The organism is Pseudohaemophilus parahaemolyticus, assembly GCF_938021905.1.
GTDB lineage: Bacteria > Pseudomonadota > Gammaproteobacteria > Enterobacterales > Pasteurellaceae > Haemophilus_A > Haemophilus_A parahaemolyticus_B.
The window spans coordinates 25,933-48,686 of record NZ_CALIFA010000040.1 but is presented as its reverse complement, the minus strand read 5'-3'; the positions used below and the strand labels follow the sequence as shown (position 1 = coordinate 48,686).

The following is a 22,754-nucleotide window of genomic DNA, read 5'->3' as shown; positions in this document are numbered from 1 at the left end:
AGAATTCCAAGACAACCGTCGTTTATATGACTGGGTGTTAGACAATATCAGTATTGAACGCCCATTACCGCATCAGTACGAATTCTCACGTTTAAACTTAGAAGGTACTTTAACTTCTAAACGTAAGCTATTAAAATTGGTAAACGACGGAATTGTAGATGGTTGGAACGATCCGCGTATGCCAACCATTTCTGGTTTACGTCGCCGTGGTTATACGCCAGCATCTATTCGTGAATTCTGTCGTCGTATTGGCGTGACTAAACAAGATAACGTAGTGGAATACTCTGCCCTTGAAGCCTGCATTCGTGAAGATTTAAACGAAAATGCACCACGTGCAATGGCTGTAATTAATCCTGTTAAAGTAGTGATTGAAAACTTCGAAGGCGAAGAGTGGTTAAAAGCACTAAATCATCCAAATCGCGAAGAATTAGGCTCTCGCGAATTGCCTTTCACGAAGGAGCTTTACATTGACGAAGCTGACTTCCGTGAAGAAGCAAACAAACAATACAAACGCTTAGTATTAGGTAAAGAAGTGCGTTTACGTAATGCTTATGTGATCAAAGCAGAACGTGTAGAAAAAGATGCAAGCGGTAAAATTACTACCATTTATTGCACATACGATCCTGAAACCTTGGGTAAAAACCCTGCAGACGGTCGTAAAGTGAAAGGTGTAATCCACTGGGTTTCTGCAACACATGCCAAACCTGCAGAATTCCGTTTATACGATCGCTTATTCACTGTACCGAATCCCGGTGCGGAAGAAGAGATCGAAAGCGTCTTAAACCCAAATTCTTTAGTAGTAAAACACGGTTTTGTTGAACCAAGTTTAGCAAACGCAAAAGCAGAACAAGGTTACCAATTCGAACGTGAAGGCTATTACTGCTTAGATAGCAAAGATAGCCACCCAGAACATTTAATCTTCAACTTAACTGTAAGCTTAAAAGAGAGTGTAGCGTTTTAATTAGACGATAAATTACATAGGGGCTAATCATATTAGCCCTTTTTAATAGGATTATTTAAGGAGAACATTATGACTCATCGCACATCGCTAGTGTAGTAAAAAGTTGGACGGAGATAACCCGTCCCTACGCTAATATTACACCACAGGTTTCTCCCGATAAAACAACAAACCCGGCAATGCCAATCCAAACACAATCGCCCCCAGAATAAAGGTGGTATTTAAAAATGCACTAATCGCATTTTCAAACCTAATTTCAGAGAAGCCGAAATGATGAAGCTGCACCATCCCAATCATTGCCTTATAGGCATATACCCCAGGAATCATCGGAATAATTGCCGCAACAGTAAATGCTTTTGGATGTGCTAAATAACGGTGAGATAAATGCACACCAATAAAGCCAATCACACAGGTAGCAAAAAAAGTAGCAAAGACAATAGGAGTATGGATTTGCAGTAATAATGTGCGGGTAACATGCCCTAACGCACCTAAAATAGCACAATATTTCAACGCTTTTATAGGTGTATTAAACACCAAGCCGAACCCTACCGCAGGAATGGCTGCAAAGAACATATCGTCTAACAAACTGAATATAAAATCCATTTTAATGCCCTCAACTCGAAATATTCATCGCGCTTAACGCAAACACAATCCCCAAACAAGCCCCAAAAGTGAGAATAGTAGCAATTGTCCAACGCCCAATCCCCATATTGATATAGCCTTTCAAAATATCCGCCAGCGAATTGATAAGAGGAAAACCAGGTACAAGCAATAAAACGCTCGAAGCTAACGCCACTTGCGGATCGTTTCCCCACTGATATTTCAAGCTTAACCCCGAAATCAGCGATGCTACAAAAGAGGTCATCGCAAATACAATCAACGGATTATAATGCCGTTTTGATAAGGCTTGCCGCACAAACATTCCCACTGCAGAAGCGAAAAAAGTAATCACACAAATCACCCAATCTCCCCCTGAAAGATGATCAAAAGAAGCACAAGAAAGCCCTATCATTCCGACCACTAGTATTGGTGGATATTTCAGCGGTTTTAATCGATTCAACTTTTGTTGTGCCATCTCTAAATCATATAGTTTATGCTCCACCGCAATTACAATCCGCTGCACATCAGTGACCATCTGCATATTAATTCCTTTATCGCTGTTTTTCCGCGTGGTCGTAATGCAGTGTTCATCTGAAAGTGTTGTCAGCACAATTGCATTCGCCGTTAAAGCACACTCTACACTCTCTACACCTAATGCTACACCCAATCGCTGAGCCATTTGTACCACCACCGTACTCTCCGCCCCGTGTTGCAACAGCAATAACGCCACTTGAACACACGCCCTTGTTACCGCCCGTTGATGTTCCTGTTCCATATTGAACCTCGTACAAAAATTAAACTGCCCGAATTATAATCCTAATGCTTCAATGTAATTAGAAAATGAACTTAAGTTATGATCTAGGTCAAAAGATAAGAAAATTGATGTAGTCGCAAAAGTTCCAAAAAACAAACCGCTTGTAGCAGGAACGCTACAAGCGGTTTGTTTTTTATTAGGATTTGCAATAACTTTATTTAGCTGCCTGCAAAATGGTTTTTAACTGTAAAACACTCGGTGTTACTACAGGCAAAAATGCCCCTTCTCGCCAACGACGGATGAAATCTGAACCTGCATTTTGCAAGTAGCCACGACCGCCAGAAGCCTGTAATTCAAGCAATAAACTTGAGGCAACCACATCTACAATTTCAATACGTACATCAAACAAGGCTTTTGGATTGTCGATAAAGAAATTGGATTGATTTAATCCTTCTGCTAAACGGTGCTCTAAATTAGCTAATTTTTGTACCTGTTCATCATATTCTGGTTTTAGCACAGAACGATTATCCACGTAATCCAGTGATTTTTTCACTTCCGCAAGGCTACGTGCTGCCAAACCAAATGCCATTGCACATTGTAAACCTAAGAAAGTTGGGCGCACTTGGGCTAAATATTCCCCCGCATTTTCTGCGATGATCCAATCAGGATCGAGCTCCACGTGATTTAACTCTATCGCCACCGTATTACTGCCTTGTAGTGCTACAAGCGATAATTCTTTCGTGCGAGTCACACCATTTACGTTATACGGTAACACAACAATCACAGGTGGTTTGCTTCCATCTGCATATTCCGCAGCAAAAATTGTGATAAATCCACTCTCTTTTAGATTGGTAATCCACGGCAAGCGACCTTGTAAATAGCGTTTTTCGCCTTCTTCTACAATTGTTACTTGTAATTCTTCAATGCCTGAAAGGAATTTCACCGCATTTGATAAGCCCGTGCCACCCGATAATTCGCCATTTAATAAATCATCTAGCCAACGTTCACGCGGCAAGCTATTTTTGCTGCTTAATAAATTTTGGATTAAGGTACGATGCCCCCAAGAGATAAAACCTGCCGTTAAGGAATAAGTAGAAATTTCACGCACAGCTTCAATCGCTTGCTGGAATGAACCACCTTTACCACCCAATACTTCAGGCACACCAATTTTAAAAATACCTTCTTGTGCCACTCGTTTAAATAACTCATCAGCATATTGATTTGATTGATCAATCTCTGCTGCGTGTTGGTTTAACCATTCAATAAATTCAGTTGATAGATATTTAGCCATAAAATGCCCCTTTAATCGTTAAAAAATAAAGTTGGAGCGATATTAGACAAAAAGCAAACGATTGAGAAATAATAAAAACCTACTTATTATTCATTTTTGTTCTGAAAACTATTAGAACAAAAAATTATAAAGGATTAAGCAAGGATATTTCCCTCACAAGCACTCCTCTTTTATTGTAACGCCATCTACAACAACTTTTTAACAAATGATATGGCTCTTACTGTTAATAATATCGCCTTAGGCTACCGCAAAAATGATCAAACTAATGTAATTTTGCAAGATGTCTCTTTTGATGTGCCTGAAAAATCGCTAACTTGCATTCTTGGCCCAAGCGGCGTAGGAAAATCTTCTCTACTCCGCGTTATTGCAGGGTTAGATAAACCACTTGCTGGGAAAATTACGCTCTTCGATAAATCGATTACCGAACCGCAACCCGAAGTTAGTTTTGTATTTCAATCTGCCAATCTCTTGCCTTGGCTTAATGTACAGCAGAACGTTGCCTTTGGTTTAGATTTCACCTGCCACAAGCGGTCAAATAAAGCTGAAATTTCGCAAAATGTAGACAATGCCATTGCAGAAGTTGGCTTAACGCACGCCATCAATGCGATGCCACATGAGCTTTCTGGCGGAATGGCTCAACGAGTAAATTTAGCCCGTGCAGTAGCTCGTCAGCCTAAGTTAATTTTGATGGATGAACCTTTCTCAGCACTTGATCCCATTATTCGCCAACAAATGCAGCTGATGACACGAGAGATTATCGACCGCCATCACACCAGCGTGGTGATGATTACCCACGATATTGACGAAGCCCTTGCGATTGCTGATCAGGTTATTCTGCTTGGTAACCGCCCTGCCAATATTGTTGGACGTTGGGATATTGTCAGTTCTTATCCACGCGAGAATTTATTACTACTTAATGAAATTCGTGTTGATATTCTAAAAACGTTACAACGAAACGAAAATAACAAAAAACAAGAGCAAACTGTTGAATTTGTGATTTAGTAAAAGAATAAACAATGAATAAAAAATGAACAGTCGTCGCGATTTTCTAAAACTTCTCAGTCTGTTTAGCTTTGCAGGAAGTGCACCGCTTTTGCAGGCACAAAAGCTAAAACGAACTAATCAGCCCGAACAACCTGTCCGCATTGGCTATTTACCGATTACGGATGCCCACTCCTCTGCTTGTCGCTCACGCTCAAAAATTGTTTGAGAAACAGGGCATCAAAGCCGAAAAACCTATAATGTTTCGCAGTTGGTCGCAACTGGTCGAAGCTTTTTTAAGTGGTGAAGTGAATCTCGTCCATCTACTTTCACCGATGTCGCTCTGGCTAAAATATGCCGCAAATGCACCTGTGAAAGCGGTTATGTGGAATCACTTGGCAGGTTCCGCTCTTACCGTGCAACCGCAGATTGAACGAATTTCTGATCTTGGTGGAAAAACTGTTGCTATTCCGTTCTGGTATTCTATCCATAATATTGTGGTGCAACAGCTGTTGCAAGCAAATAATCTAAGTGTAACCACTAAAAAATCGAAAGAAAACGAAGTGAAATTAGTAGTAATGTCGCCTTCTGATATGGTAACTGCCTTAGCAAATAGCGTGATTGCTGGATTTATTGTTGCTGAACCTTTTAACGCATTGGCAGAAGCCAAAGGCGTTGAAAAAATTTTGCGATTTAGTGCTGATGTTTGGCGAGATCACGCTTGCTGCTTAACGATGATGCACGAACAAGATGTGACAGAACGCCCAGAATGGACACAAAAAGTCGTAAATGCCCTAACCGAATCGCAAGTTTTCTGCGTAAATCAACCGCTTGAGGTAGCAAAAACTCTTGCACGTGGTAATGGCTACACACCGCACAGCCAAGAGGTTTTAGAAAAAGTGCTAGCCCCTAGCGAACAGCAATGGGCGGAATATCTGGCTCGCGGTGCAGTAAAACACCCCGAATGGCACACGCACGGGCATCAACAACGCATTGGCTTCCAGCCTTATCCGTTTGATTCTTATATGGAAAAGTTGGTTGAATTTTTACAAACCACGAAATTATCGGGCAATAACGGTTTTCTTGCTGAACTCAATCCAACACAAGTTGCACGTGAATTGAATGCCCCTCAATTTATGAAAAAATCCTTAGAACAAGGTGATTATCTAACCGTTTTTGGATTACAAAATGGTTTTGAGCGTGTTGAAGAAATTGATGTATAAAAGGAACAACAATGAAACAAAAAACATTACTTAGTGCAGGTGGACTACTCTCCCTGCTGATTATCTGGCAACTTAGTTCATATTGGCTTTCACAACGCATCTCGCTTGCCAGCACACTCGCCCCTCTGCCTACACTTGATAGCTTTATCTGGCTTATTAGCTCGGGCGAAATTTTCCCACATCTGTTTGCTAGCCTACAACGCATTTTCGTCGGATTAAGCTTTTCCCTTATTGTCGGCGTACCCATCGGTTTATTGCTAGGCTTCTTCAAAAAACTAGAAATATGGTGCACGCCCGCGTTTCAACTGCTACGAATGATCTCTCCACTTTCTTGGATGCCAATTATCGTAATGCTACTCGCCTTCGCTTCCGTTTGGTCGCTGATTATCTCCACCAGTGCAGGCGTGAAAAGCATCGATCCGCAATGGCTTTTACTTGCCCGCTCACTCTCTGCCTCTAAACAAGAGACACTCTGCAAAATTGTCGTCCCAGCTATTGTAGGACACGTTCTCACAGGCTTACGTGTTTCAATGGGCATTGCGTGGGTTATTCTCGTACCGTGTGAAATGCTTGGCGTGAATGAAGGGCTAGGCTATTTTAGCCTTGATACCCGCGATCGCCTCGCCTACTCCGAATTGATGGCAGTTGTGGTCATTATTGGCTTAATCGGCTGGGGACTAGATAGCTTAATTAGATGGGCATTGGTGAAAGGGGGAAAATAACTTTTCCAGTTAATAATCCCCCTCTTTAGCAAAGAGGGGAGTAGATAAACGAAGAAATTACATAATTATTCCTACTTCCTCAACTTCAACTGCACCACTGCTAATGCCGTTAAGAAAACAACCGCTTGGATGAGCACAATGAAAGGTCCTGTTGCGGCATCAAAATGGAAGCTGAGGAAAATGCCCCAGAAAACGCTGTTTACTGAGGTTAAAATTGCGATGAGCATCATTCGTTCGAAGCGTTTGGTAAGAATATAGCCTGTAATCCCAGGAGTAATAAGCATAGCGACTACCAAAATTACGCCGACTACTTGCATGGCACTAATAATGACTAACGCCAATAATACCAGCAAGCTGTAATGCAAGAATGTAGTGTTTAAACCCACAGTGCGGGCATGCATTGTATCGAAGCAGTAAAGTAAGAAATCTCGACGTTTGAGGACAATCACAAGGAACACAAAGGTGGAAATAATCAAGCTTTGATAGAATTCGTGGACAGTAATCCCGAGTAAATCGCCAAATAGAATGTGCATCAAATGTTGGTTGCTTTCTACTTTGGTAAACATGACCAAGCCGATAGCAAACATCCCTGAGAATACTATGCCCATCACGGTATCTTCTTTAATTCGGCTATTTGTTTTTAAATAGCCTACGGCAATGGTACAAAAAACGCCAGAGAAAAACGCACCAATTGCGAGCGGGATAGAGAGCATATAAGCAAGTACAATCCCTGGTAACACCGCGTGGGAAATCGCATCCCCCATCAAAGACCAGCCTTTTAGCACTAAATAGCAAGATAACGTCGCACAGATAATCGCTACAACCAGCCCGATAATCAACGCCTGTTGCATAAAAGGAAACGCAAGCGGTTCAGCAAACCATTGATAAATCGCATTCATCATAGACTGCCCCCTTGACCTGCTTCACAAGCGATGGTTTTTGCGGATTGATTTGCAAATCGGCGTGGAATCAAGCCATATTTTGGCGAGAAGAAAAATGCGATTAAGAAAATCAAAGTTTGCAATGTGACAATACAACCACCTGTTGCACCGTCAATGTAATAGCTGACATAAGCCCCAACAACGCTGGTAATACCGCCTAATAGTGTTGAAATAATCAACAATTTGCCGAAGCGATCAGTTAGAAGATAGGCTGTCGCCCCTGGGGTAACTACCATTGAGATCACTAAAATCGCACCTACGCTTTGCAGTGCAGTCACCACACAAGCACTGAGCAAACTAAAAAAGATGATTTTTAACTTAAGCGGTGAAATCCCAACTGCTTTGGCTTGCACTTCATCGAAAAAAACCAACAAGAGATCTTTCCAATAAAAGAGTAAAAGCACGATAGTGATGCCCAGAATAATCAATACTTGGTTTACATCTTCATCTGCAATGCCCAGAATATTGCCGAGAATGATCGACTGCACGTCTACCGAAGTTGGATGAATGGAAATAATAAATAAGCCCAAGGCAAAAAAGGTGGTAAAAATAAAGCCGATGACCGCATCTTCTTTGAGTTTAGTTATGGATTTCACAGCAAGAATCGCAAGCGTAGCAAAAAATCCAGAGAAAAAAGCACCCATCGCATAAGGTAGAGAAAAAGCATACGCCAGAGCAACGCCTGGTACAACTGCGTGCGATAACGCATCGCCAATCAATGACCAACCTTTGAGCATTAAATAGGAAGAAAGAAACGCACACACCGCCCCAATCACACCGCTTAGTGCAATGGCTTTAAACATATAGTCGTAACTAAAGGGTTCGAGTAATAATTCCAACATACTCTACTCCGCTTTTTGACTTGGATTTTGATTAAAATGTGAAGTTTGAAATTGATAACGCAACACACCACCAAACACTCGTTCTAAATTTTCTGGTGTAAAGGTTTGTTCAATAGAACCTGTGGCAAGCACGGTACGGTTAATCATCACTGCTTGATCGCAGAAACTTGGTACAGTGCTTAAATTATGAGTAGAAACTAAAATTAGATGCCCGCTATCACGAAGCTGTTTAAGTAGCTCAATAATCGCATTTTCTGTTTTCACATCCACGCCTGTGAACGGCTCATCTAATAGAATAATTTTGCTCTCTTGAGCAAGCGAGCGAGCCAGAAAAACCCGCTTTTTCTGACCGCCCGAAAGTTCACCAATTTGGCGATCAGCAAGATGAGCAATGCTCACTCGCTCCATCGCCTCTTGGACTTTTTGTTTGTCTTTTGCAGAAGGAATACGCAAAAAGCTCATATAACCATAACGCCCCATCATCACCACATCGTAAACTGACACAGGGAACTGCCAATCCACTTCTTCACTTTGTGGTACATAAGCAATTAAGTTTTGCTTAAGTGCTTGTTTCACAGATAAACCACATAATTCAATTGAGCCTTTCGGGTTAATTAACCCCATAATGCTCTTAAATAACGTTGATTTACCACTGCCATTCACACCTAATAAGGCACAAATGGTGCTTTTCTCAAGAGAAAATGTGACATCGTGTAACGCTAAGTGCCCATTGTTATAACGCACGCTAACATCTTTTACGATGAGTGAAGTCTGGGAAGTATTCATTTTGGTTATTTATTCCTTCTATTTACGGTCAAATCCATCTGCGACGGTACCAACAGTCACTTTTAATAAGTCAATATAAGTTGGAACAGGACCATCTTTGGTTGAAAGTGAGTCAACATAAAGCACGCCGCCGTATTTTGCTCCTGTTTCTTTCGCTACTTGTTTTGCAGGTTTGTCAGAAACAGTACTTTCACTAAATACAACAGGAATATGATGTTTACGAACACCGTCAATCACTTTACGAATTTGTTTTGGTGTGCCTTGTTCATCTGAGTTAATTGCCCAGAGATAAAGCTCTTTGAAGCCATAATCACGAGTTAAATAGCTAAATGCCCCTTCACTGGTTACTAACCAACGTTGACCTTCAGGCACTTTCGCTAAACGTTCGCGTAGCGGTTGGTCTAATGCCATAATTTTATCCGCATAGGCCTTCGCATTTGCATTATATTTTTCTGCATTTTCAGGATCGTATTTCACCAACGCTTTGCGGATATTTTCGATATATACCAACGCATTTTTTGGCGACATCCAAGCGTGCGGATTTGGTTTATCTTTGTAAGGACCTTCAAAGATAGACATCGGCTCAATGCCTTCTGTCACCACCACGGCTGGTTTATCTTTAATATTGGTGAAGAAACGTTCAAACCACATTTCGAGGTTCATCCCGTTCCATAAAATCAAATCAGCAGATTGAGCTTTCACAATATCTTGCGGGGTTGGTTGATATTCGTGAATTTCCGCACCTGGTTTGGTAATTGACTCAACAACAGCAGAATCCCCTGCTACGTTTTGTGCAATATCTTGAATAACAGTGAATGTTGTCACCACTTTCAGTGGCTTAGCATACACAGATCCCATTGAAAGTGCCACCGCACTTAATACAGCCAATAATTTTTTCATTTTAATCTCCTTTAAAAAATATGGTTAATTGGCAAGAATATTCTAATCCGATTATATTTAAATGCAAATAATTTTTATCTTATGAATTTAATTTATTGTGTGAAAAAAGCGTACTTCTTTTTAAGGTTTAAAGAAATACGCTTTTACATATTATTTCAATTGATTGAAGGCTTGGCGAAGATCTGCTTTTAAATCATCAATATGCTCAAGCCCTACTGAGAAACGCAACAAGGTGTTCGTAATCCCGCGGGCGATACGTTCGTGTTCAGGAATATCCATATGCGTTTGGGTTGCAGGGTAAGTAATGAAACTTTCCGTACCACCTAAACTTTCCGCAAAGGTGATCAGCTGAATCGCTTTCAAGAATTTCGGCACCCACTCTTCTTTTTGCAGACGGAAAGAAAGCATACCGCTTTTGCCTGAATAGAGTACGCTGTCAATTTCTGGCTGTTCTGCTAAGAATTTTGCCAGTTCAGTCGCGTTAGATTGGTGGCGTTCCATACGCAACGCAAGTGTTTTCAAACCTCGCACAGCAAGATAAGAATCAAATGGAGAAAGCACTGCACCAGCCCCGTTTTGGATATAGTACAAACGCTCGCTTAAGTTCTGACCTGCTTCGTTTTTCGTCGCTTCAGAATCTTTAGCAACGATTAAACCTGCCAATACATCGTTATGACCTGAAAGGTATTTGGTCGCACTGTGAATGACAATGTCTGCACCGTGTTCAATTGGGCGGAATAACACTGGGGTTAAGAAGGTATTATCGACGATCAAAATCAAGTTATGTTTTTTCGCCACTTTTGAGATCTCGTCCACATCACACTCTTCCATTAACGGATTTGATGGGGTTTCGATGAAGATTGCTTTAGTGTTTGGTGTGATCGCCGCTTCAATCGCCGCCACATCTGCAGTGTTCACGTACACAGGTTTCACGGTATGATTGTTTTTATAGCAGAAATCTAACAAGCGGTAAGTACCGCCGTAAACATCGCTAGAAATAATCCATTCATCTGGCGATTTAAATAGCGACATAATCAGCTGAATCGCCGCCATACCTGAAGCGGTTGCAAAACCTGCATCACCGCCTTCTAAATCAGCAACCCCCTGCTCTAACACGGCACGAGTTGGGTTTTTGGTTCGAGTGTAGTCAAAGCCTGTCGATTCACCCAAGCCATCACGCCCGTAAGCGGTCGATAAAATAATAGGTGTTGCCACTGCGCCTGTTCTAGGGTCAGTACGATTGCCCAGTTGCACTAAAGTGGTTTCGATATTGTTGAATTTGGTCATTTTATATTTCCTATATAGCTCCCCTCTTTAGAAAAGAGAGGCTGAGAGAGATTTGATGCGATGTGAATTAGATCAGAGGAAAATTTGATATCGTGAGAATCTCCCCTAACCCCTCTTTATAAAAGAGGGGAACTTTCTTTAACGCATCAACATCATTGCGTTTACAATAAATTCTTACAAATTATTCAGGTCTAACACATCTGTCATATCAAATAAGCCTATTTGTTTGCTTTCAAGCCATTTAGCAGCACGTACTGCACCGTTGGCGAAAGTCATACGGCTAGAGGCTTTGTGGGCAATTTCTACACGTTCGCCCTCATCAGCAAACCAAACGGAATGCTCACCCACCACATCGCCTGCACGAATAGTTGCAAAGCCGATTTCATCACGTTTACGTTCGCCTGTAATGCCATTGCGTTCAAACACGCCGTGAGTTTTTAAATCTCGTCCAAGAGTTTTAACGATATGTTCGCCCATAGATAACGCCGTGCCTGATGGCGCATCAACTTTATGGCGGTGATGTGCTTCAATCACTTCAATATCGCAATAATCGCCCATCACTTTTGCTGCTTTTTCTAACAGTTTGAATACCAAGTTCACGCCAACGCTGTAGTTAGAAGCAAATACAATGCTGATTTTTTCTGCAGCGGCTTGAATCGCTTGCTTGCCAACATCATCAAAACCTGTCGTACCAATGACCATTTTCTTATGATTCGCCACACAAAAGGCGATATGTTCCAACGTGCCTTCTGGACGAGTAAAATCAATGAGTAAGTCAAAATTTGGATTTTCTGCCAATGTGGCTTTAATTGCCACGCCTAAATTACCCAAGCCAACTAATTCGCCCACATCTGCACCGATGAGTGATGAACCTGCACGCTCAAAAGCCGCAGTCAGTTCAACACCCTCAAATTGGTGAACCGCCTGAATTAAGTTACGCCCCATTCGACCGCCAGCACCGACGATCCCGATTTTTAATGTCATCTTTGCTTCCTTTTATTGTTTTGAATAAGTTTTATAGAGGGAACTCCTCCCCTACGGAGGTTCTTTATTTTTTGCCTAAAACCGCCACGTGTACCGTAATTTCCTCACGGTCGTGGTAAAGATGCTTCGCCTGAATCTTAAACCAGAATCCTTGTTTGGTGAGCTCCTCTTCCAAGTAATTCAAGCAAAGTTGTACTTCTTGATAACGTTTTTTCATCGGCAATTTAAGGTTGAAAATCGTCTCACGACACCAACCATTGATAAGCCATTTTGCCATCAATTTGCTGATACGAATCGGCTGTTCCACCATATCACACACGAGCCAATCGATTTGCTTGCGTTTTGGTGGTTGGAATTTAAAACCATCTTCCGCACAATGCTCAATCCGTCCTGTATCGTGCAAGCTTGCTGCCATTTTACCGTGATCGACTGCATAAACAAACAAGCCTCGCTTGACAAGCTGATACGTCCAACCACCTGGGCAAGCACCTAAATCGACACCTGTCATCTCTTCAGTAAAGCGTTTTTTCTCTTCTGCTTGTGGCACAAAAGTTAAAATCGCTTCTTCTAATTTCAACGTGGAACGGCTTGGTGCATCGGCAGGGAATTTTAAACGCGGAATACCCATAAAAAACGGTGAACGGTTATCATTATAAGCATAGCCCACATAACAACAACCAGAACGTACAAACAAGATATGCAAACTCACGCTACCCTTTGCCTGTTCTGATTTGCCCAACCAGCCCTGTTTTTTCAAATGGCTACGCAGTGGCACGGTAAATTTTCTGCAAAAAGTCAAAAGCTCTTTTGCTTCGTTCGTGTCGGGCGTTTCAACAAAAACATCGCTGCTGTTACGTGGATTTAAGGCTTGATATTGTTCAATAATCGGCGAAATTCGATCATTTTCGGGTAAATTTTGCAACAAATCGCCCACCACAATCATTTGGCGAGCAAAAATGAGCTGGTCGAATTTTAGCTCACGTGCTAAACGATCTGCATCGCCTGCTTGATAGCATTCGAAGATCACATAACCGCTATTCTCTTTTAAATTGGAGAAACCAAACACGCCTAATTCTGCCGCTTTTTCGGTAATTTCGCCCGCCATCTCTTTTTCAAAGCCAGCACGGCAATATAACGCAAGTTTGTTCATTATTTTCGAGTTCTCACGCTAATGTAAAAAAGAGCCGACCAGCCGATCATAAATAAAATACCACCAATCGGGGTTGACCACGCAAAACCTTTCACGCCAGTAAATGCAAGGCTGTAAAGGCTACCGCTGAAAAGCAAAATGCCTAAAATCCAGCTTCCGCCGATAATGTTGAAAGCTTTGGCACGACAAGCGGGCGGATTTTGCACTTGATTTGCAATTTGGAATAAACCTAATGCAAGCAAGGCGAGCGTGTGGAAAACTTGATATTGAATGCCTGTTTGAATCCAAGCAAATTCTTTGGATTCAAGCACATTTTGTAAGCCGTGAGCGGCAAACGCACCCAGTGCGATACAGAAAAAGCCACTAAAGGCACTAAAAGCTAAAAATTTGTTTTTCATCGGGTTCTCGTTAAGTTTTTGTTAAACAAATAAATGTCCGTATTATAAAACGCTTTTTCTTTGCGGATCTACCTTTTGCAAAAAACTTTTCAAAATCTACCGCTTGCGGGCTATTGCGTTATTTCTCAACTCCATTAAAATACGGTCAATTTTATTATTTTTATGACTCCGAGCTTGCTTGCCTAAGTCTCTGATATGGCAAACTCGCCAGTAGCAAGAAATTGCTCAATGGTTCGCAAAGAAATGAACGAGCCACTCGTGTTTAGAAAGGTGTCTTTTTTATGCAAAGTCCGATTATTCCTATTAAAAATGTAGGTAATGACGGCGAAAATGTGATTTCTGGCTTAGTTGATCGCTTCCAGCGTCAATATACCTATCTGCGACTTTCAATTACGGATGTCTGCAATTTTCGTTGTACCTACTGTTTACCTGATGGCTACCAGCCTCCTGCTCATAAGCAAACGTTTTTAACACTCTCTGAAATTCAACGGGTGGCGAATGCGTTTGCATCACTTGGCACAGAAAAAATCCGTATCACAGGCGGCGAACCGACCTTACGTAAAGATTTCCTCGAAATTGCCCATACTATCGCCCAAACACAAGGCATTCGCAAAGTAGCGCTAACCACTAACGGCTACCGTATGGAAAAAGATGTCGCTTTTTGGCGAGAAGCGGGCATCACCGACATTAATGTGAGCGTAGATAGCCTCGATTCTCGTCAATTCCAACTGATTACAGGCGAAAACAAGTTGCAATCAATCTTAACAGGGATCAATAAAGCCTTTGCTGTAGGCTACAAAAAAGTCAAAGTGAACGCGGTGCTGATGAAGCAATATACCTTGCCTGAGTTGGACAAATTCCTTGCTTGGATCAAACATCAACCTATTCAAATGCGATTTATTGAGTTGATGGAAACGGGTGAGATGGATCATTTTTTCAAAACGCAGCATCTTTCTGGGCAATCTATACTACAACGCCTTTTACAAGAAGGTTGGGTATTACAACCAAAATCGCTTTCCGATGGACCAGCGAAAGTATTATCGCACCCCGATTATGTGGGCGAAATTGGTTTGATTATGCCTTATGAAAAATCGTTTTGTGCCAGCTGTAACCGCCTACGCGTCTCTGCCACAGGCAAATTACACCTCTGTTTATTTGGCGAGGAAGGCGTGGATATTCGCGATTTATTGCAATCTGATGAGCAAAAATTACAGCTCGAAATGCGTTTAAAATCTGCCTTGCAAGACAAGCGAGAACATCACTATTTGCACATTGGCGATAGTGGCATTCGCAATAATTTAGCCTCGATTGGCGGTTGATTCTCTTGTAGGGACGTGTTGCTACTCACTTACAACAGCTATATTATTTTTAAATAAAATTCTTACTATGACACAATTTACTCATATCAATCAAAACGGCGAAGCCAATATGGTCGATGTTTCAATGAAGCAAGAAACCGTGCGTGAAGCTCGTGCTGAAGCCTTTATCCGAATGAATCCTGAAACGTTACAGATGATTATTTCTGGCAACCACCATAAAGGCGATGTTTTTGCCACAGCTCGCATTGCAGGTATTCAAGCAGCAAAACGCACTTGGGATTTAATTCCGCTCTGCCATCCACTAATGCTTTCTAAAGTAGAAATTTCACTTGAAGCCTTACCCGAAACCAACCAAGTTCGCATTGAATCGCTTTGCAAGCTCACAGGCAAAACAGGCGTAGAAATGGAAGCCTTAACTGCGGCAAGCGTGGCGGCACTGACCATTTACGATATGTGCAAAGCGGTGCAAAAAGATATGGTGATTGAGCAAGTTCGCTTACTCAGTAAAAGTGGCGGAAAATCGGGCAATTTTGTCGCGAAATAGGAGAAAATTAATGATTACTGTACTTTTTTTTGCCCAAACTCGTGAATTGGTAGGCGTAGATAAATTAGAAGTAGAAGCACAATTTGAGACCGCAGAAGCATTACGACATCACTTAGCTGAACAAGGCGGCAAATGGGCATTAGCCTTAAAAGCAGGTAAATTATTAGTCGCTATTAATCAAAGCATCGCCCCGCTTTCTGCAAGCATCAAAGACGGTGATGAAGTGGCATTCTTTCCGCCTGTGACTGGAGGCTAAAATGAACAGCACACTCGTAAAAGTGCAAACTGAACCTTTCGATCAAAACGACGTTTACCGCTGGCTGGGCGAACATCACTCTGTAGGCGCAACCACCATTTTTGTCGGCAAAGTGCGAGAAATGAATTTAGGCGATGATGTATCAGGCTTATATCTGGAGCACTACCCTGCTATGACCGAAAAAGCCTTGCACGAAATTGTTGAAGAAGCCCGTAGCCGCTGGGAATTGCAACGCATTGCGGTAATTCATCGCATTGGGCAACTTTATACAGGCGATGAAATCGTGCTTGTGGGGGTGAGTTCCGCCCATCGTGGCAACGCTTACGCCGCCAACGAATTCATCATGGACTACCTCAAAACCAAAGCCCCATTCTGGAAAAGAGAAACCACAACACACGGTGAACGCTGGATTGAAGGGCGTGAGAGCGACCAACAAGCGGCTGAAAAGTGGCTGTAATTTGCAAATAATGTATATGGTAAGGAACATATCTTAAGAAAAGATACACCTCATTATCGTTTAATTGGCTTACCCTTCTATACCAAAGATCAATCTGATTTTACTCATCATTTTCAAAATACGATGAGCTAATGCACAAAGATAAAGGCAGATCGTGATGATGATCTGCCTTTTTATCTAAAACAACGCCCAAATCGGCTTGCATTCTTGCGGGAGGGTTAATCCTCTTCCTAACTCAATCCAACCTGTTGGATAATGAAAGTCTGAGCCGCCTGAGGCATACAAATCAAACTCTTTTGCCCAGCGGGTAATCAATTGACGTTGATCTGGTGTTTGTCCACAGCCTGCGACCTCAATGCCATCTCCACCCGCTTGTTTGAAATCTTCAATCAAACGATGCACCCAACGTCCCGTCATTTTATAGCGAAGTGGATGTGCAATCGAAATCACACCGCCTGCTTGATGTACGGTCTCAATAGCCTCTTGCATCTCGCACCACTTCGGCTTTACATAAGCGAGTTTACCCTGCCCCAAATATTTTTTGAATGCGTGTTCAATATTGCGTACATATTCTTGCTCAAGCAAAAAGCGTCCATAATGAGCTCGAGTCACTTCGCCACTAGCTAATTTTTTTGCCCCTTCGTAGGCATCTGGAATGCCAGCCTTTGCAAGTTTTTCGCCAATTTCGACCGCTCGTTGTTCACGCAATGCTGCCTGATTATCCAATAACGCCACTAATTCAGGATGTGTTTCATCCACATTAAGTGCGGCAAGATGAATGTTCTTTTCTTGCCAAACAATTGACACCTCTACCCCGCTGATAAAACGGATTGGCTGATTTTGAGCCGCAAACTTCGCATCAGCAATGCCTGCCACAGTATCATGGTCGGTTAAAGCCAGCATTTCCACGCCTTGCTCAACAGCTCGATTGACCAATTCGGTTGGGGTTAATAAACCATCTGAAGCAGTGCTGTGTGAGTGTAAATCGTATTTCATTAAATCAGCCCCACCATTTTGAAAAAGGTTTGATAGGCATCCACTTTTTTCTCAAATTTAAGCGGATAAGCCCGAGAAGTGGATGGCAAGCGGTATAATTTTAGCGGACGATTTACAGAATAAGGGTAATTAATCCACTCATTCGTTTTTGGTGGTTTCACTTTTTCAGGCAATAAACCGAGCAAGGTTTCCGTCGCTAATCCACCTGTGGTAAAAAGCCATTCCACTTTTGGCAAATCAATCAGAAGCTCGTCCATATCAACAGGCTCAACAATTTTCAAATCTTTATCTGCCGCATTACCCCGCAACCGAATTGCCGTTTTCGCCGAAGAACAAAGTGCAATCCCCTTCTCTTGCAAAAATGCCTCAATTCGCACAGGGTCGAACCGCTTTTCATCACCTACGCGAAAATGATCTTTATCGCCATAAAACACCTCGCCCATAATTCGCCACATATCGTTTTGAAAATTCGGATAGTGAAATTCCATACAGCGTTTTTCATCTGTAGGCGGAAACGTGCCCATCATCACCACTTTGGCTTGAGGCGGTAAAATAGGATTGAAAGGATGATGCTCTAAAGGGTATTCGGTTTCGGGTAACATAAAATTAACAATAGCCATTAAAAATGGCTCAATCCTAGCGGGGAAGTTACCGTTTGTCTAGCAAATTTAACCGCTCACAAGCGGTGTTTTTTTGCCTATTTTTCTCAATTCAACTTAATTTCTGTTATAATTCACTACAATTTTTTCGGCTTATTTGAATTGAATGCGAGCCACTTATTTTTGTAAAACATAGGAACAACGAATGTCTGAACAAAACCAACAAACTTATGATTCTTCAAGCATTAGGGTATTGCGTGGCTTGGAAGCTGTACGTACTCGACCTGGGATGTATATCGGGGACACCGATGATGGTTCTGGCTTACACCATATGGTGTTTGAAGTGGTAGATAACGCTATCGATGAAGCATTAGCAGGCCACTGTAAAGATATTATCGTGACGATTCACTCAGATAATTCCGTTTCTGTGCAAGATGATGGTCGTGGGATTCCTGTTGGTATTCACCCAGAAGAAGGGGTTTCTGCGGCAGAAGTAATTATGACCGTACTTCACGCTGGGGGTAAATTCGATGATAATTCTTATAAAGTTTCAGGTGGTTTACATGGCGTAGGCGTATCTGTGGTAAACGCTCTTTCAACCAAATTACAACTTACCATCCGTCGTGAAGGACATGTACACGAGCAATTTTATAGTCTAGGCGAGCCAGATGCTCCCCTTGCGATTATTGGCGAAACAGAAAAAACAGGAACAACTGTGCGTTTTTGGCCAAGCCTTGATATTTTCAAACATGAAACAACGTTCAAATACAGCATTCTTTCTAAACGTTTACGAGAGCTTTCATTCCTAAATTCAGGCGTTTCTATTCGTTTAGTTGATGAGCGTGATGGCAAAGAAGAACACTTCCACTACGAAGGTGGTATTAAAGCTTACATTGAATTTTTAAACGAAGGTAAAACGACGATTCACAACACCCCATTCTATCTTTCTACTGAGAAAGATGAGATTGGCGTAGAAATTTCACTGCAGTGGAATGATTCTTACAATGAAAATGTTTACTGTTTCACCAATAACATTCCTCAACGTGATGGCGGTACACACTTATCTGGCTTTCGCGGTGCATTAACGCGAGCATTGAAAAATTACATTGATAAATATTCAAGCAAATTACTGAAAAAAAATGATGCGAAAATTGATCCATCAGGTGAAGATGCTCGTGAGGGGCTAGTTGCGGTGATCTCAGTAAAAGTGCCAGATCCTAAATTCTCGTCTCAAACTAAAGATAAACTAGTTTCGTCAGAAGTACGTTCTGCAGTAGAAAGTTCAATGTATGAAGCATTGGAGAGCTATTTAGAGCTCAATCCTGCTGATGCAAAATTGATTGTAGAAAAGATTATTTCTGCAGCTCGTGCACGTGAAGCAGCAAGAAAAGCTCGTGAAGCTAGCTATAACAAAAGCGGTTCAAGCATTAAACGTCCTGATAAACTCGCTGATTGCCATGAAAAAGATCCTGCCCATTCAGAAATCTATCTTGTGGAAGGGGATTCTGCGGGTGGTTCAGCAAAATCTGGTCGTAACTCAGACTACCAAGCTATTTTGCCATTAAAAGGTAAAATCTTAAACGTAGAAAAAGCTCGCTTTGACAAAATGCTTTCTTCTAAAGAAGTCACTAATTTAATTTCTGCATTAAGAACAGGAATTGGTCGTGATCATTTTGACATCGAAAAATTACGCTACCACAAAATCATTATTATGACTGATGCGGACGTGGATGGTGCTCACATCCGTACGCTCTTATTGACGTTCTTCTACCGTCAAATGCCAGAGCTTATCGAAAACGGCTATATTTACATCGCACAACCACCACTTTATAAAGTGAAAAAAGGTAAACAAGAGCGTTATATCCAAGATAACGATGAAATGGCACAGTATGAGATTTCTATCGCTCTTGAAGATGCCAGCTTGTTTGTGAGTAGCGATGCACCTGCATTAAACGGAATGGCATTAGAAAACTTAATCACACAATACAATCAAGTACAAAAATTGATTGAACGCTTAATGCATCGTTATCCTTCTGCTTTATTAAATGAGTTAATTTACTCTCCTGCTCTTTCTACTGAATTTGCAAAAGAAGAAGCTAATATTACCGCTTGGGTAGAAAACTTTGTAAATCAATTATCAGAAAAAGAAACAGATGGAAGTTTCTATCGTGGTAACGTATTCTTTAACACAGAACGTCATTTCTATGAACCAGAAATTATTGTTACCACACATGGTATTGATACAACTTATAGTTTCGATTTTAACTTTATCACCAGCAACGAATATTCTCGTATCGTTGCATTAATGCAAGTGCTAAAAGGTTTACTGACACCAACGGCTTATGTAAAACGAGGTGAACGTCAGCAAGCAGTTAACTCATTTGCAGAAGCTTTAGAGTGGCTAATTAAAGAGTCTCGTAAGGGCTTGACTATCCAGCGTTATAAAGGGTTAGGTGAGATGAATCCAGAGCAATTATGGGAAACCACTATGGATCCTGTTGCTCGTAAAATGCTTCAAGTGACCATTACCGATGCCATTGTAGCTGATAAACTCTTTAGCACGCTAATGGGTGATGAAGTTGAGCCTCGTCGTGATTTCATTGAGGCGAATGCATTATATGCAGAATTAGATATCTAACAAACTACAAAAGAAAAGCTCATTTCAAACGAAATGAGCTTTTTTTTCATATTATTTCATCAAGTCAATAAACTCTTGTTCAGATAATACTTTCACACCCAACTCTTGTGCTTTGACTAATTTCGAACCCGCTTTTTCACCTGCAATTAGGTAATCCGTTTTACTTGAAACTGAACCAGAAACCTTACAACCTAAGCCTTGCAATAACGCTTTGGCTTGATCACGGGTTAATTGACTTAATGTACCAGTTAATACCACATTTTTATCTTTGAGGGGATTGTCAGCAATTTCCACTTTTTCGACCACTTGCCAATGAATACCTTGAGCTTGTAAAGCTTCTACGACGGCGACATTATGCGGCTCTTTCCAGAATGAAACGATACGATTTGCCACCACTTCGCCTACATCTTGCACCTCTTGCAGTTGTTCAAAGGTTGCCGCCTGAATTGCCTCAAGCGTACCAAAATGATTAGCTAAATTGAGTGCAGTTGATTCCCCCACATCACGAATGCCCAATGCAAAAAGGAAACGCGGTAAGGTAGTTTGTTTCGCTTTTTCTAGACTATTCAAGACATTCTGAGCCGATTTTTCGCCCATTCGCTCTAATCGCATCAAGATAGTCTTATTGAGCTTAAACAGATCTGCAGGCGTTTTAATCAATTCACTTGCCATCAATTGCTCGATCAACTTCTCGCCCACGCCTTCAATATCCATTGCTTTGCGAGAAACGAAGTGTTTTAACGCCTCTTTACGTTGGGCTTCGCAGAACAGCCCACCTGTACAACGTGCTACCGCTTCGCCATCTACGCGAACCACTGCCGATTCACACACAGGACAAGCAGTCGGAAATACGATTTTTTTTGCGTTAGTAGGGCGACGTTCTGTCACCACACCAATAATTTGCGGAATCACATCTCCCGCACGACGAATAATCACGGTATCCCCAATCGCAATACCAAGACGCTCAATTTCATCGCCATTATGTAAAGTTGCATTGCTGACCGTAACCCCTGCCACAAATACAGGTTCAAGCTTCGCTACAGGCGTAATCGCCCCTGTTCGCCCCACTTGAAATTCCACATCATTAAGCACAGTCATCTCTTCTTGTGCAGGGAATTTATAGGCAATCGCCCAGCGTGGCGAACGAGAGATAAAGCCAAGCTGTTCCTGTAAAGCGATGTCGTTAACTTTTAACACCGTGCCATCAATATCATAGCCTAATTTGGGGCGTTTGGCTTGAATATCCGTATAAAATTCAGCTAATTGTTCTACCCCTTTGGCAAGGCGAATTTCGTTATTAACAGGAATACCAATTGATTTTAACCATTGCAAACGGTCGAAATGCGTGTTTGGTAAAGGCTGCTCAGCCTCATAAATACCGATACCGTATGCATTCAGTGTAAGCGGGCGTTGTGCGGTAATTTTAGGATCTAACTGACGAAGAGACCCAGCCGCCGCATTACGCGGGTTCGCAAAGGTTTTCTCGCCGTGCTCTAACGCTCTTTCATTTAACGCATTAAATCCCTTTTGAGGCATAAATACCTCACCACGCACTTCAAGTCTAGCTGGCGGATTATCCATATTTAAACGCAGCGGTACATTGCGAATAGTGCGGACGTTGGCAGTAATATCTTCGCCCGTTGTACCATCGCCACGAGTTGCAGCTTGGGTAAGAACACCATTCACATACAAAATACTGACTGCTAAACCATCTAATTTAGGCTCACAACAAAATACCATCGTTTCAGGATTACGATGAATTTGCCCTTCAATACGATGCAAAAAACCTAATAACTCTTCATGAGAGAAAGCATTATCAAGCGAAAGCATAGGTAACTCGTGAGTAATTTGGGTGAAGCCTGATAACGGTTTTGCCCCTACTCGTTGCGTTGGCGAGTCAGGAGCAACCAGTTCGGGATGGGCTTTTTCAATCGCTTTGAGTTCGTTCATTAAGCGGTCATATTCCGCATCAGGCACAAGCGGATTATCTAACACGTGGTAGTGATATTCATATTTACGCAATGTTTGGCGAAGCTGTTCCAACTCTGCTGCTGAAATTGCTTGTTGATTTAAAGTATTTGCAAATAAAGGCATAGTAAACTCGAATTTAGTAAAAGGGTCTATAAAA

The 22,754-nt window shown here is 41.8% G+C and carries 24 protein-coding genes and 1 riboswitch; of the genes, 10 read left to right on the top strand and 14 right to left on the bottom strand.

The genetic code is table 11. From position 1 onward, the window contains the following. The coding region (gene glnS, locus QMF79_RS03960; RefSeq protein WP_281772861.1) for a glutamine--tRNA ligase at nucleotides 1–961 on the top strand (961 nt) is incomplete at its 5' end. Nucleotides 962–1,096: 135 nt separating this feature from the next. On the opposite strand, the gene QMF79_RS03955 is transcribed toward glnS, so the two are convergent. The 3 genes from QMF79_RS03955 to QMF79_RS03945 form a co-directional block, all read right to left on the bottom strand. Beyond that, nucleotides 1,097–1,561, bottom strand: coding sequence for a threonine/serine exporter family protein (locus QMF79_RS03955; RefSeq protein ID WP_111427157.1), 465 nt, complete (start codon nucleotides 1,559–1,561; stop codon nucleotides 1,097–1,099). Nucleotides 1,562–1,571: 10 nt separating this feature from the next. After that, the gene (locus tag QMF79_RS03950; protein WP_281772860.1) at nucleotides 1,572–2,333 is read right to left on the bottom strand and encodes a threonine/serine ThrE exporter family protein; all 762 of its coding nucleotides are present in this window, start codon (nucleotides 2,331–2,333) and stop codon (nucleotides 1,572–1,574) included. Nucleotides 2,334–2,526: 193 nt separating this feature from the next. Then, entirely contained in the window at nucleotides 2,527–3,603 is a 1,077-nt protein-coding gene (locus QMF79_RS03945) for an acyl-CoA dehydrogenase family protein (protein WP_281772859.1), read from the bottom strand. Nucleotides 3,604–3,813: 210 nt separating this feature from the next. On the opposite strand from QMF79_RS03945, the gene QMF79_RS03940 reads away from it, so the two are divergent. From QMF79_RS03940 to QMF79_RS03925, 4 genes are read left to right on the top strand one after another with little or no spacing between them, the layout of a single operon-like run. Next, on the top strand, nucleotides 3,814–4,605 hold the full coding sequence (locus QMF79_RS03940; RefSeq protein ID WP_281772858.1) for an ABC transporter ATP-binding protein: 792 nt from the start codon (nucleotides 3,814–3,816) through the stop codon (nucleotides 4,603–4,605). A gap of 25 nt (nucleotides 4,606–4,630) precedes the next feature. Continuing rightward, nucleotides 4,631–4,813: a hypothetical protein gene (locus tag QMF79_RS03935; protein WP_231550897.1), complete on the top strand. Its 183-nt coding sequence runs from the start codon at nucleotides 4,631–4,633 to the stop codon at nucleotides 4,811–4,813. Then, nucleotides 4,770–5,807, top strand: coding sequence for an ABC transporter substrate-binding protein (locus QMF79_RS03930; protein ID WP_281772857.1), 1,038 nt, complete (start codon nucleotides 4,770–4,772; stop codon nucleotides 5,805–5,807). The genes QMF79_RS03935 and QMF79_RS03930 overlap by 44 nt, the downstream gene beginning before the upstream one ends. 11 nt (nucleotides 5,808–5,818) lie before the next feature. Beyond that, a complete protein-coding gene (locus tag QMF79_RS03925) occupies nucleotides 5,819–6,529 on the top strand; it encodes an ABC transporter permease (RefSeq protein WP_111427153.1) in 711 nt (236 codons plus the stop codon). A gap of 71 nt (nucleotides 6,530–6,600) precedes the next feature. Here QMF79_RS03925 and QMF79_RS03920 read toward each other — a convergent pair whose 3' ends face one another. The 8 genes from QMF79_RS03920 to QMF79_RS03885 form a co-directional block, all read right to left on the bottom strand. Next, a complete protein-coding gene (locus QMF79_RS03920) occupies nucleotides 6,601–7,428 on the bottom strand; it encodes a metal ABC transporter permease (RefSeq protein ID WP_281772862.1) in 828 nt (275 codons plus the stop codon). Then, nucleotides 7,428–8,312 carry a metal ABC transporter permease gene (locus QMF79_RS03915; protein ID WP_281772856.1) on the bottom strand — a complete coding sequence of 295 codons (885 nt, stop codon included), beginning with the start codon at nucleotides 8,310–8,312 and terminating at the stop codon, nucleotides 7,428–7,430. Before QMF79_RS03915 ends, QMF79_RS03920 begins: the two co-directional genes overlap by 1 nt. A gap of 3 nt (nucleotides 8,313–8,315) precedes the next feature. Continuing rightward, entirely contained in the window at nucleotides 8,316–9,098 is a 783-nt protein-coding gene (locus QMF79_RS03910; RefSeq protein ID WP_281772855.1) for a metal ABC transporter ATP-binding protein, read from the bottom strand. Nucleotides 9,099–9,116: 18 nt separating this feature from the next. After that, nucleotides 9,117–9,998 (bottom strand): metal ABC transporter substrate-binding protein, encoded by an 882-nt coding sequence (locus tag QMF79_RS03905; RefSeq protein ID WP_111313137.1) that lies wholly within the window; start codon nucleotides 9,996–9,998, stop codon nucleotides 9,117–9,119. A 150-nt stretch (nucleotides 9,999–10,148) separates the two neighbouring features. Further along, nucleotides 10,149–11,285, bottom strand: coding sequence for a methionine biosynthesis PLP-dependent protein (locus QMF79_RS03900; protein WP_281772854.1), 1,137 nt, complete (start codon nucleotides 11,283–11,285; stop codon nucleotides 10,149–10,151). 174 nt (nucleotides 11,286–11,459) lie between these two features. After that, nucleotides 11,460–12,269, bottom strand: a complete 810-nt coding sequence (gene dapB, locus QMF79_RS03895) for a 4-hydroxy-tetrahydrodipicolinate reductase (RefSeq protein ID WP_281772853.1) — start codon at nucleotides 12,267–12,269, stop codon at nucleotides 11,460–11,462. 64 nt (nucleotides 12,270–12,333) lie between these two features. Continuing rightward, a complete protein-coding gene (gene rlmM, locus QMF79_RS03890) occupies nucleotides 12,334–13,419 on the bottom strand; it encodes a 23S rRNA (cytidine(2498)-2'-O)-methyltransferase RlmM (RefSeq protein ID WP_281772852.1) in 1,086 nt (361 codons plus the stop codon). Further along, nucleotides 13,419–13,817: a DUF423 domain-containing protein gene (locus QMF79_RS03885; RefSeq protein ID WP_281772851.1), complete on the bottom strand. Its 399-nt coding sequence runs from the start codon at nucleotides 13,815–13,817 to the stop codon at nucleotides 13,419–13,421. Before QMF79_RS03885 ends, rlmM begins: the two co-directional genes overlap by 1 nt. A 154-nt stretch (nucleotides 13,818–13,971) precedes the next feature. After that, a riboswitch (molybdenum cofactor riboswitch) is annotated at nucleotides 13,972–14,106 on the top strand. Between QMF79_RS03885 and moaA the strand changes: the two genes are divergently transcribed. From moaA to moaE, 4 genes are all read left to right on the top strand, one after another. Next, nucleotides 14,099–15,136 carry a GTP 3',8-cyclase MoaA gene (moaA, locus tag QMF79_RS03880; protein ID WP_281772850.1) on the top strand — a complete coding sequence of 346 codons (1,038 nt, stop codon included), beginning with the start codon at nucleotides 14,099–14,101 and terminating at the stop codon, nucleotides 15,134–15,136. It overlaps the preceding riboswitch by 8 nt. A 67-nt stretch (nucleotides 15,137–15,203) precedes the next feature. Then, entirely contained in the window at nucleotides 15,204–15,680 is a 477-nt protein-coding gene (gene moaC / locus QMF79_RS03875; RefSeq protein WP_119222840.1) for a cyclic pyranopterin monophosphate synthase MoaC, read from the top strand. A gap of 10 nt (nucleotides 15,681–15,690) precedes the next feature. Continuing rightward, a complete protein-coding gene (gene moaD / locus QMF79_RS03870; protein ID WP_281772849.1) occupies nucleotides 15,691–15,936 on the top strand; it encodes a molybdopterin synthase sulfur carrier subunit in 246 nt (81 codons plus the stop codon). A 1-nt stretch (nucleotide 15,937) separates the two neighbouring features. After that, on the top strand, nucleotides 15,938–16,393 hold the full coding sequence (gene moaE / locus QMF79_RS03865) for a molybdopterin synthase catalytic subunit MoaE (RefSeq protein WP_281772848.1): 456 nt from the start codon (nucleotides 15,938–15,940) through the stop codon (nucleotides 16,391–16,393). Between the two features lie 177 nt (nucleotides 16,394–16,570). Here moaE and QMF79_RS03860 read toward each other — a convergent pair whose 3' ends face one another. Together QMF79_RS03860 and QMF79_RS03855 are read right to left on the bottom strand one after the other, a co-directional pair. Next, a complete protein-coding gene (locus tag QMF79_RS03860; protein WP_281772847.1) occupies nucleotides 16,571–17,389 on the bottom strand; it encodes a PHP domain-containing protein in 819 nt (272 codons plus the stop codon). Further along, nucleotides 17,389–18,009: a DNA glycosylase gene (locus QMF79_RS03855; RefSeq protein WP_281772846.1), complete on the bottom strand. Its 621-nt coding sequence runs from the start codon at nucleotides 18,007–18,009 to the stop codon at nucleotides 17,389–17,391. Before QMF79_RS03855 ends, QMF79_RS03860 begins: the two co-directional genes overlap by 1 nt. A gap of 184 nt (nucleotides 18,010–18,193) precedes the next feature. On the opposite strand from QMF79_RS03855, the gene gyrB reads away from it, so the two are divergent. Continuing rightward, nucleotides 18,194–20,626 carry a DNA topoisomerase (ATP-hydrolyzing) subunit B gene (gene gyrB / locus QMF79_RS03850; protein ID WP_281772845.1) on the top strand — a complete coding sequence of 811 codons (2,433 nt, stop codon included), beginning with the start codon at nucleotides 18,194–18,196 and terminating at the stop codon, nucleotides 20,624–20,626. A gap of 51 nt (nucleotides 20,627–20,677) precedes the next feature. Here the strand turns inward: gyrB and ligA are convergent, their stop codons facing one another. Next, on the bottom strand, nucleotides 20,678–22,720 hold the full coding sequence (ligA, locus tag QMF79_RS03845) for an NAD-dependent DNA ligase LigA (RefSeq protein ID WP_281772844.1): 2,043 nt from the start codon (nucleotides 22,718–22,720) through the stop codon (nucleotides 20,678–20,680). Between the last annotated feature and the right edge of the window lie 34 nt (nucleotides 22,721–22,754).

Bases quoted from the DNA above. Each gene is read 5' to 3' on its own strand.
- QMF79_RS03920 (WP_281772862.1), bottom strand. From the start codon at position 7,428: ATGAATGCGATTTATCAATGGTTTGCTGAACCGCTTGCGTTTCCTTTT.
- QMF79_RS03860 (WP_281772847.1), bottom strand. From the start codon at position 17,389: ATGAAATACGATTTACACTCACACAGCACTGCTTCAGATGGTTTATTA.
- dapB (WP_281772853.1), bottom strand. From the start codon at position 12,269: ATGACATTAAAAATCGGGATCGTCGGTGCTGGCGGTCGAATGGGGCGT.
- QMF79_RS03940 (WP_281772858.1), top strand. From the start codon at position 3,814: ATGGCTCTTACTGTTAATAATATCGCCTTAGGCTACCGCAAAAATGAT.
- ligA (WP_281772844.1), bottom strand. From the start codon at position 22,720: ATGCCTTTATTTGCAAATACTTTAAATCAACAAGCAATTTCAGCAGCA.
- QMF79_RS03925 (WP_111427153.1), top strand. From the start codon at position 5,819: ATGAAACAAAAAACATTACTTAGTGCAGGTGGACTACTCTCCCTGCTG.
- QMF79_RS03885 (WP_281772851.1), bottom strand. From the start codon at position 13,817: ATGAAAAACAAATTTTTAGCTTTTAGTGCCTTTAGTGGCTTTTTCTGT.
- QMF79_RS03900 (WP_281772854.1), bottom strand. From the start codon at position 11,285: ATGACCAAATTCAACAATATCGAAACCACTTTAGTGCAACTGGGCAAT.
- moaC (WP_119222840.1), top strand. From the start codon at position 15,204: ATGACACAATTTACTCATATCAATCAAAACGGCGAAGCCAATATGGTC.
- QMF79_RS03945 (WP_281772859.1), bottom strand. From the start codon at position 3,603: ATGGCTAAATATCTATCAACTGAATTTATTGAATGGTTAAACCAACAC.
- QMF79_RS03950 (WP_281772860.1), bottom strand. From the start codon at position 2,333: ATGGAACAGGAACATCAACGGGCGGTAACAAGGGCGTGTGTTCAAGTG.
- moaE (WP_281772848.1), top strand. From the start codon at position 15,938: ATGAACAGCACACTCGTAAAAGTGCAAACTGAACCTTTCGATCAAAAC.
- moaD (WP_281772849.1), top strand. From the start codon at position 15,691: ATGATTACTGTACTTTTTTTTGCCCAAACTCGTGAATTGGTAGGCGTA.
- QMF79_RS03955 (WP_111427157.1), bottom strand. From the start codon at position 1,561: ATGGATTTTATATTCAGTTTGTTAGACGATATGTTCTTTGCAGCCATT.
- QMF79_RS03905 (WP_111313137.1), bottom strand. From the start codon at position 9,998: ATGAAAAAATTATTGGCTGTATTAAGTGCGGTGGCACTTTCAATGGGA.
- QMF79_RS03855 (WP_281772846.1), bottom strand. From the start codon at position 18,009: ATGGCTATTGTTAATTTTATGTTACCCGAAACCGAATACCCTTTAGAG.
- QMF79_RS03910 (WP_281772855.1), bottom strand. From the start codon at position 9,098: ATGAATACTTCCCAGACTTCACTCATCGTAAAAGATGTTAGCGTGCGT.
- QMF79_RS03930 (WP_281772857.1), top strand. From the start codon at position 4,770: ATGCCCACTCCTCTGCTTGTCGCTCACGCTCAAAAATTGTTTGAGAAA.
- QMF79_RS03935 (WP_231550897.1), top strand. From the start codon at position 4,631: ATGAACAGTCGTCGCGATTTTCTAAAACTTCTCAGTCTGTTTAGCTTT.
- gyrB (WP_281772845.1), top strand. From the start codon at position 18,194: ATGTCTGAACAAAACCAACAAACTTATGATTCTTCAAGCATTAGGGTA.
- QMF79_RS03915 (WP_281772856.1), bottom strand. From the start codon at position 8,312: ATGTTGGAATTATTACTCGAACCCTTTAGTTACGACTATATGTTTAAA.
- moaA (WP_281772850.1), top strand. From the start codon at position 14,099: ATGCAAAGTCCGATTATTCCTATTAAAAATGTAGGTAATGACGGCGAA.
- rlmM (WP_281772852.1), bottom strand. From the start codon at position 13,419: ATGAACAAACTTGCGTTATATTGCCGTGCTGGCTTTGAAAAAGAGATG.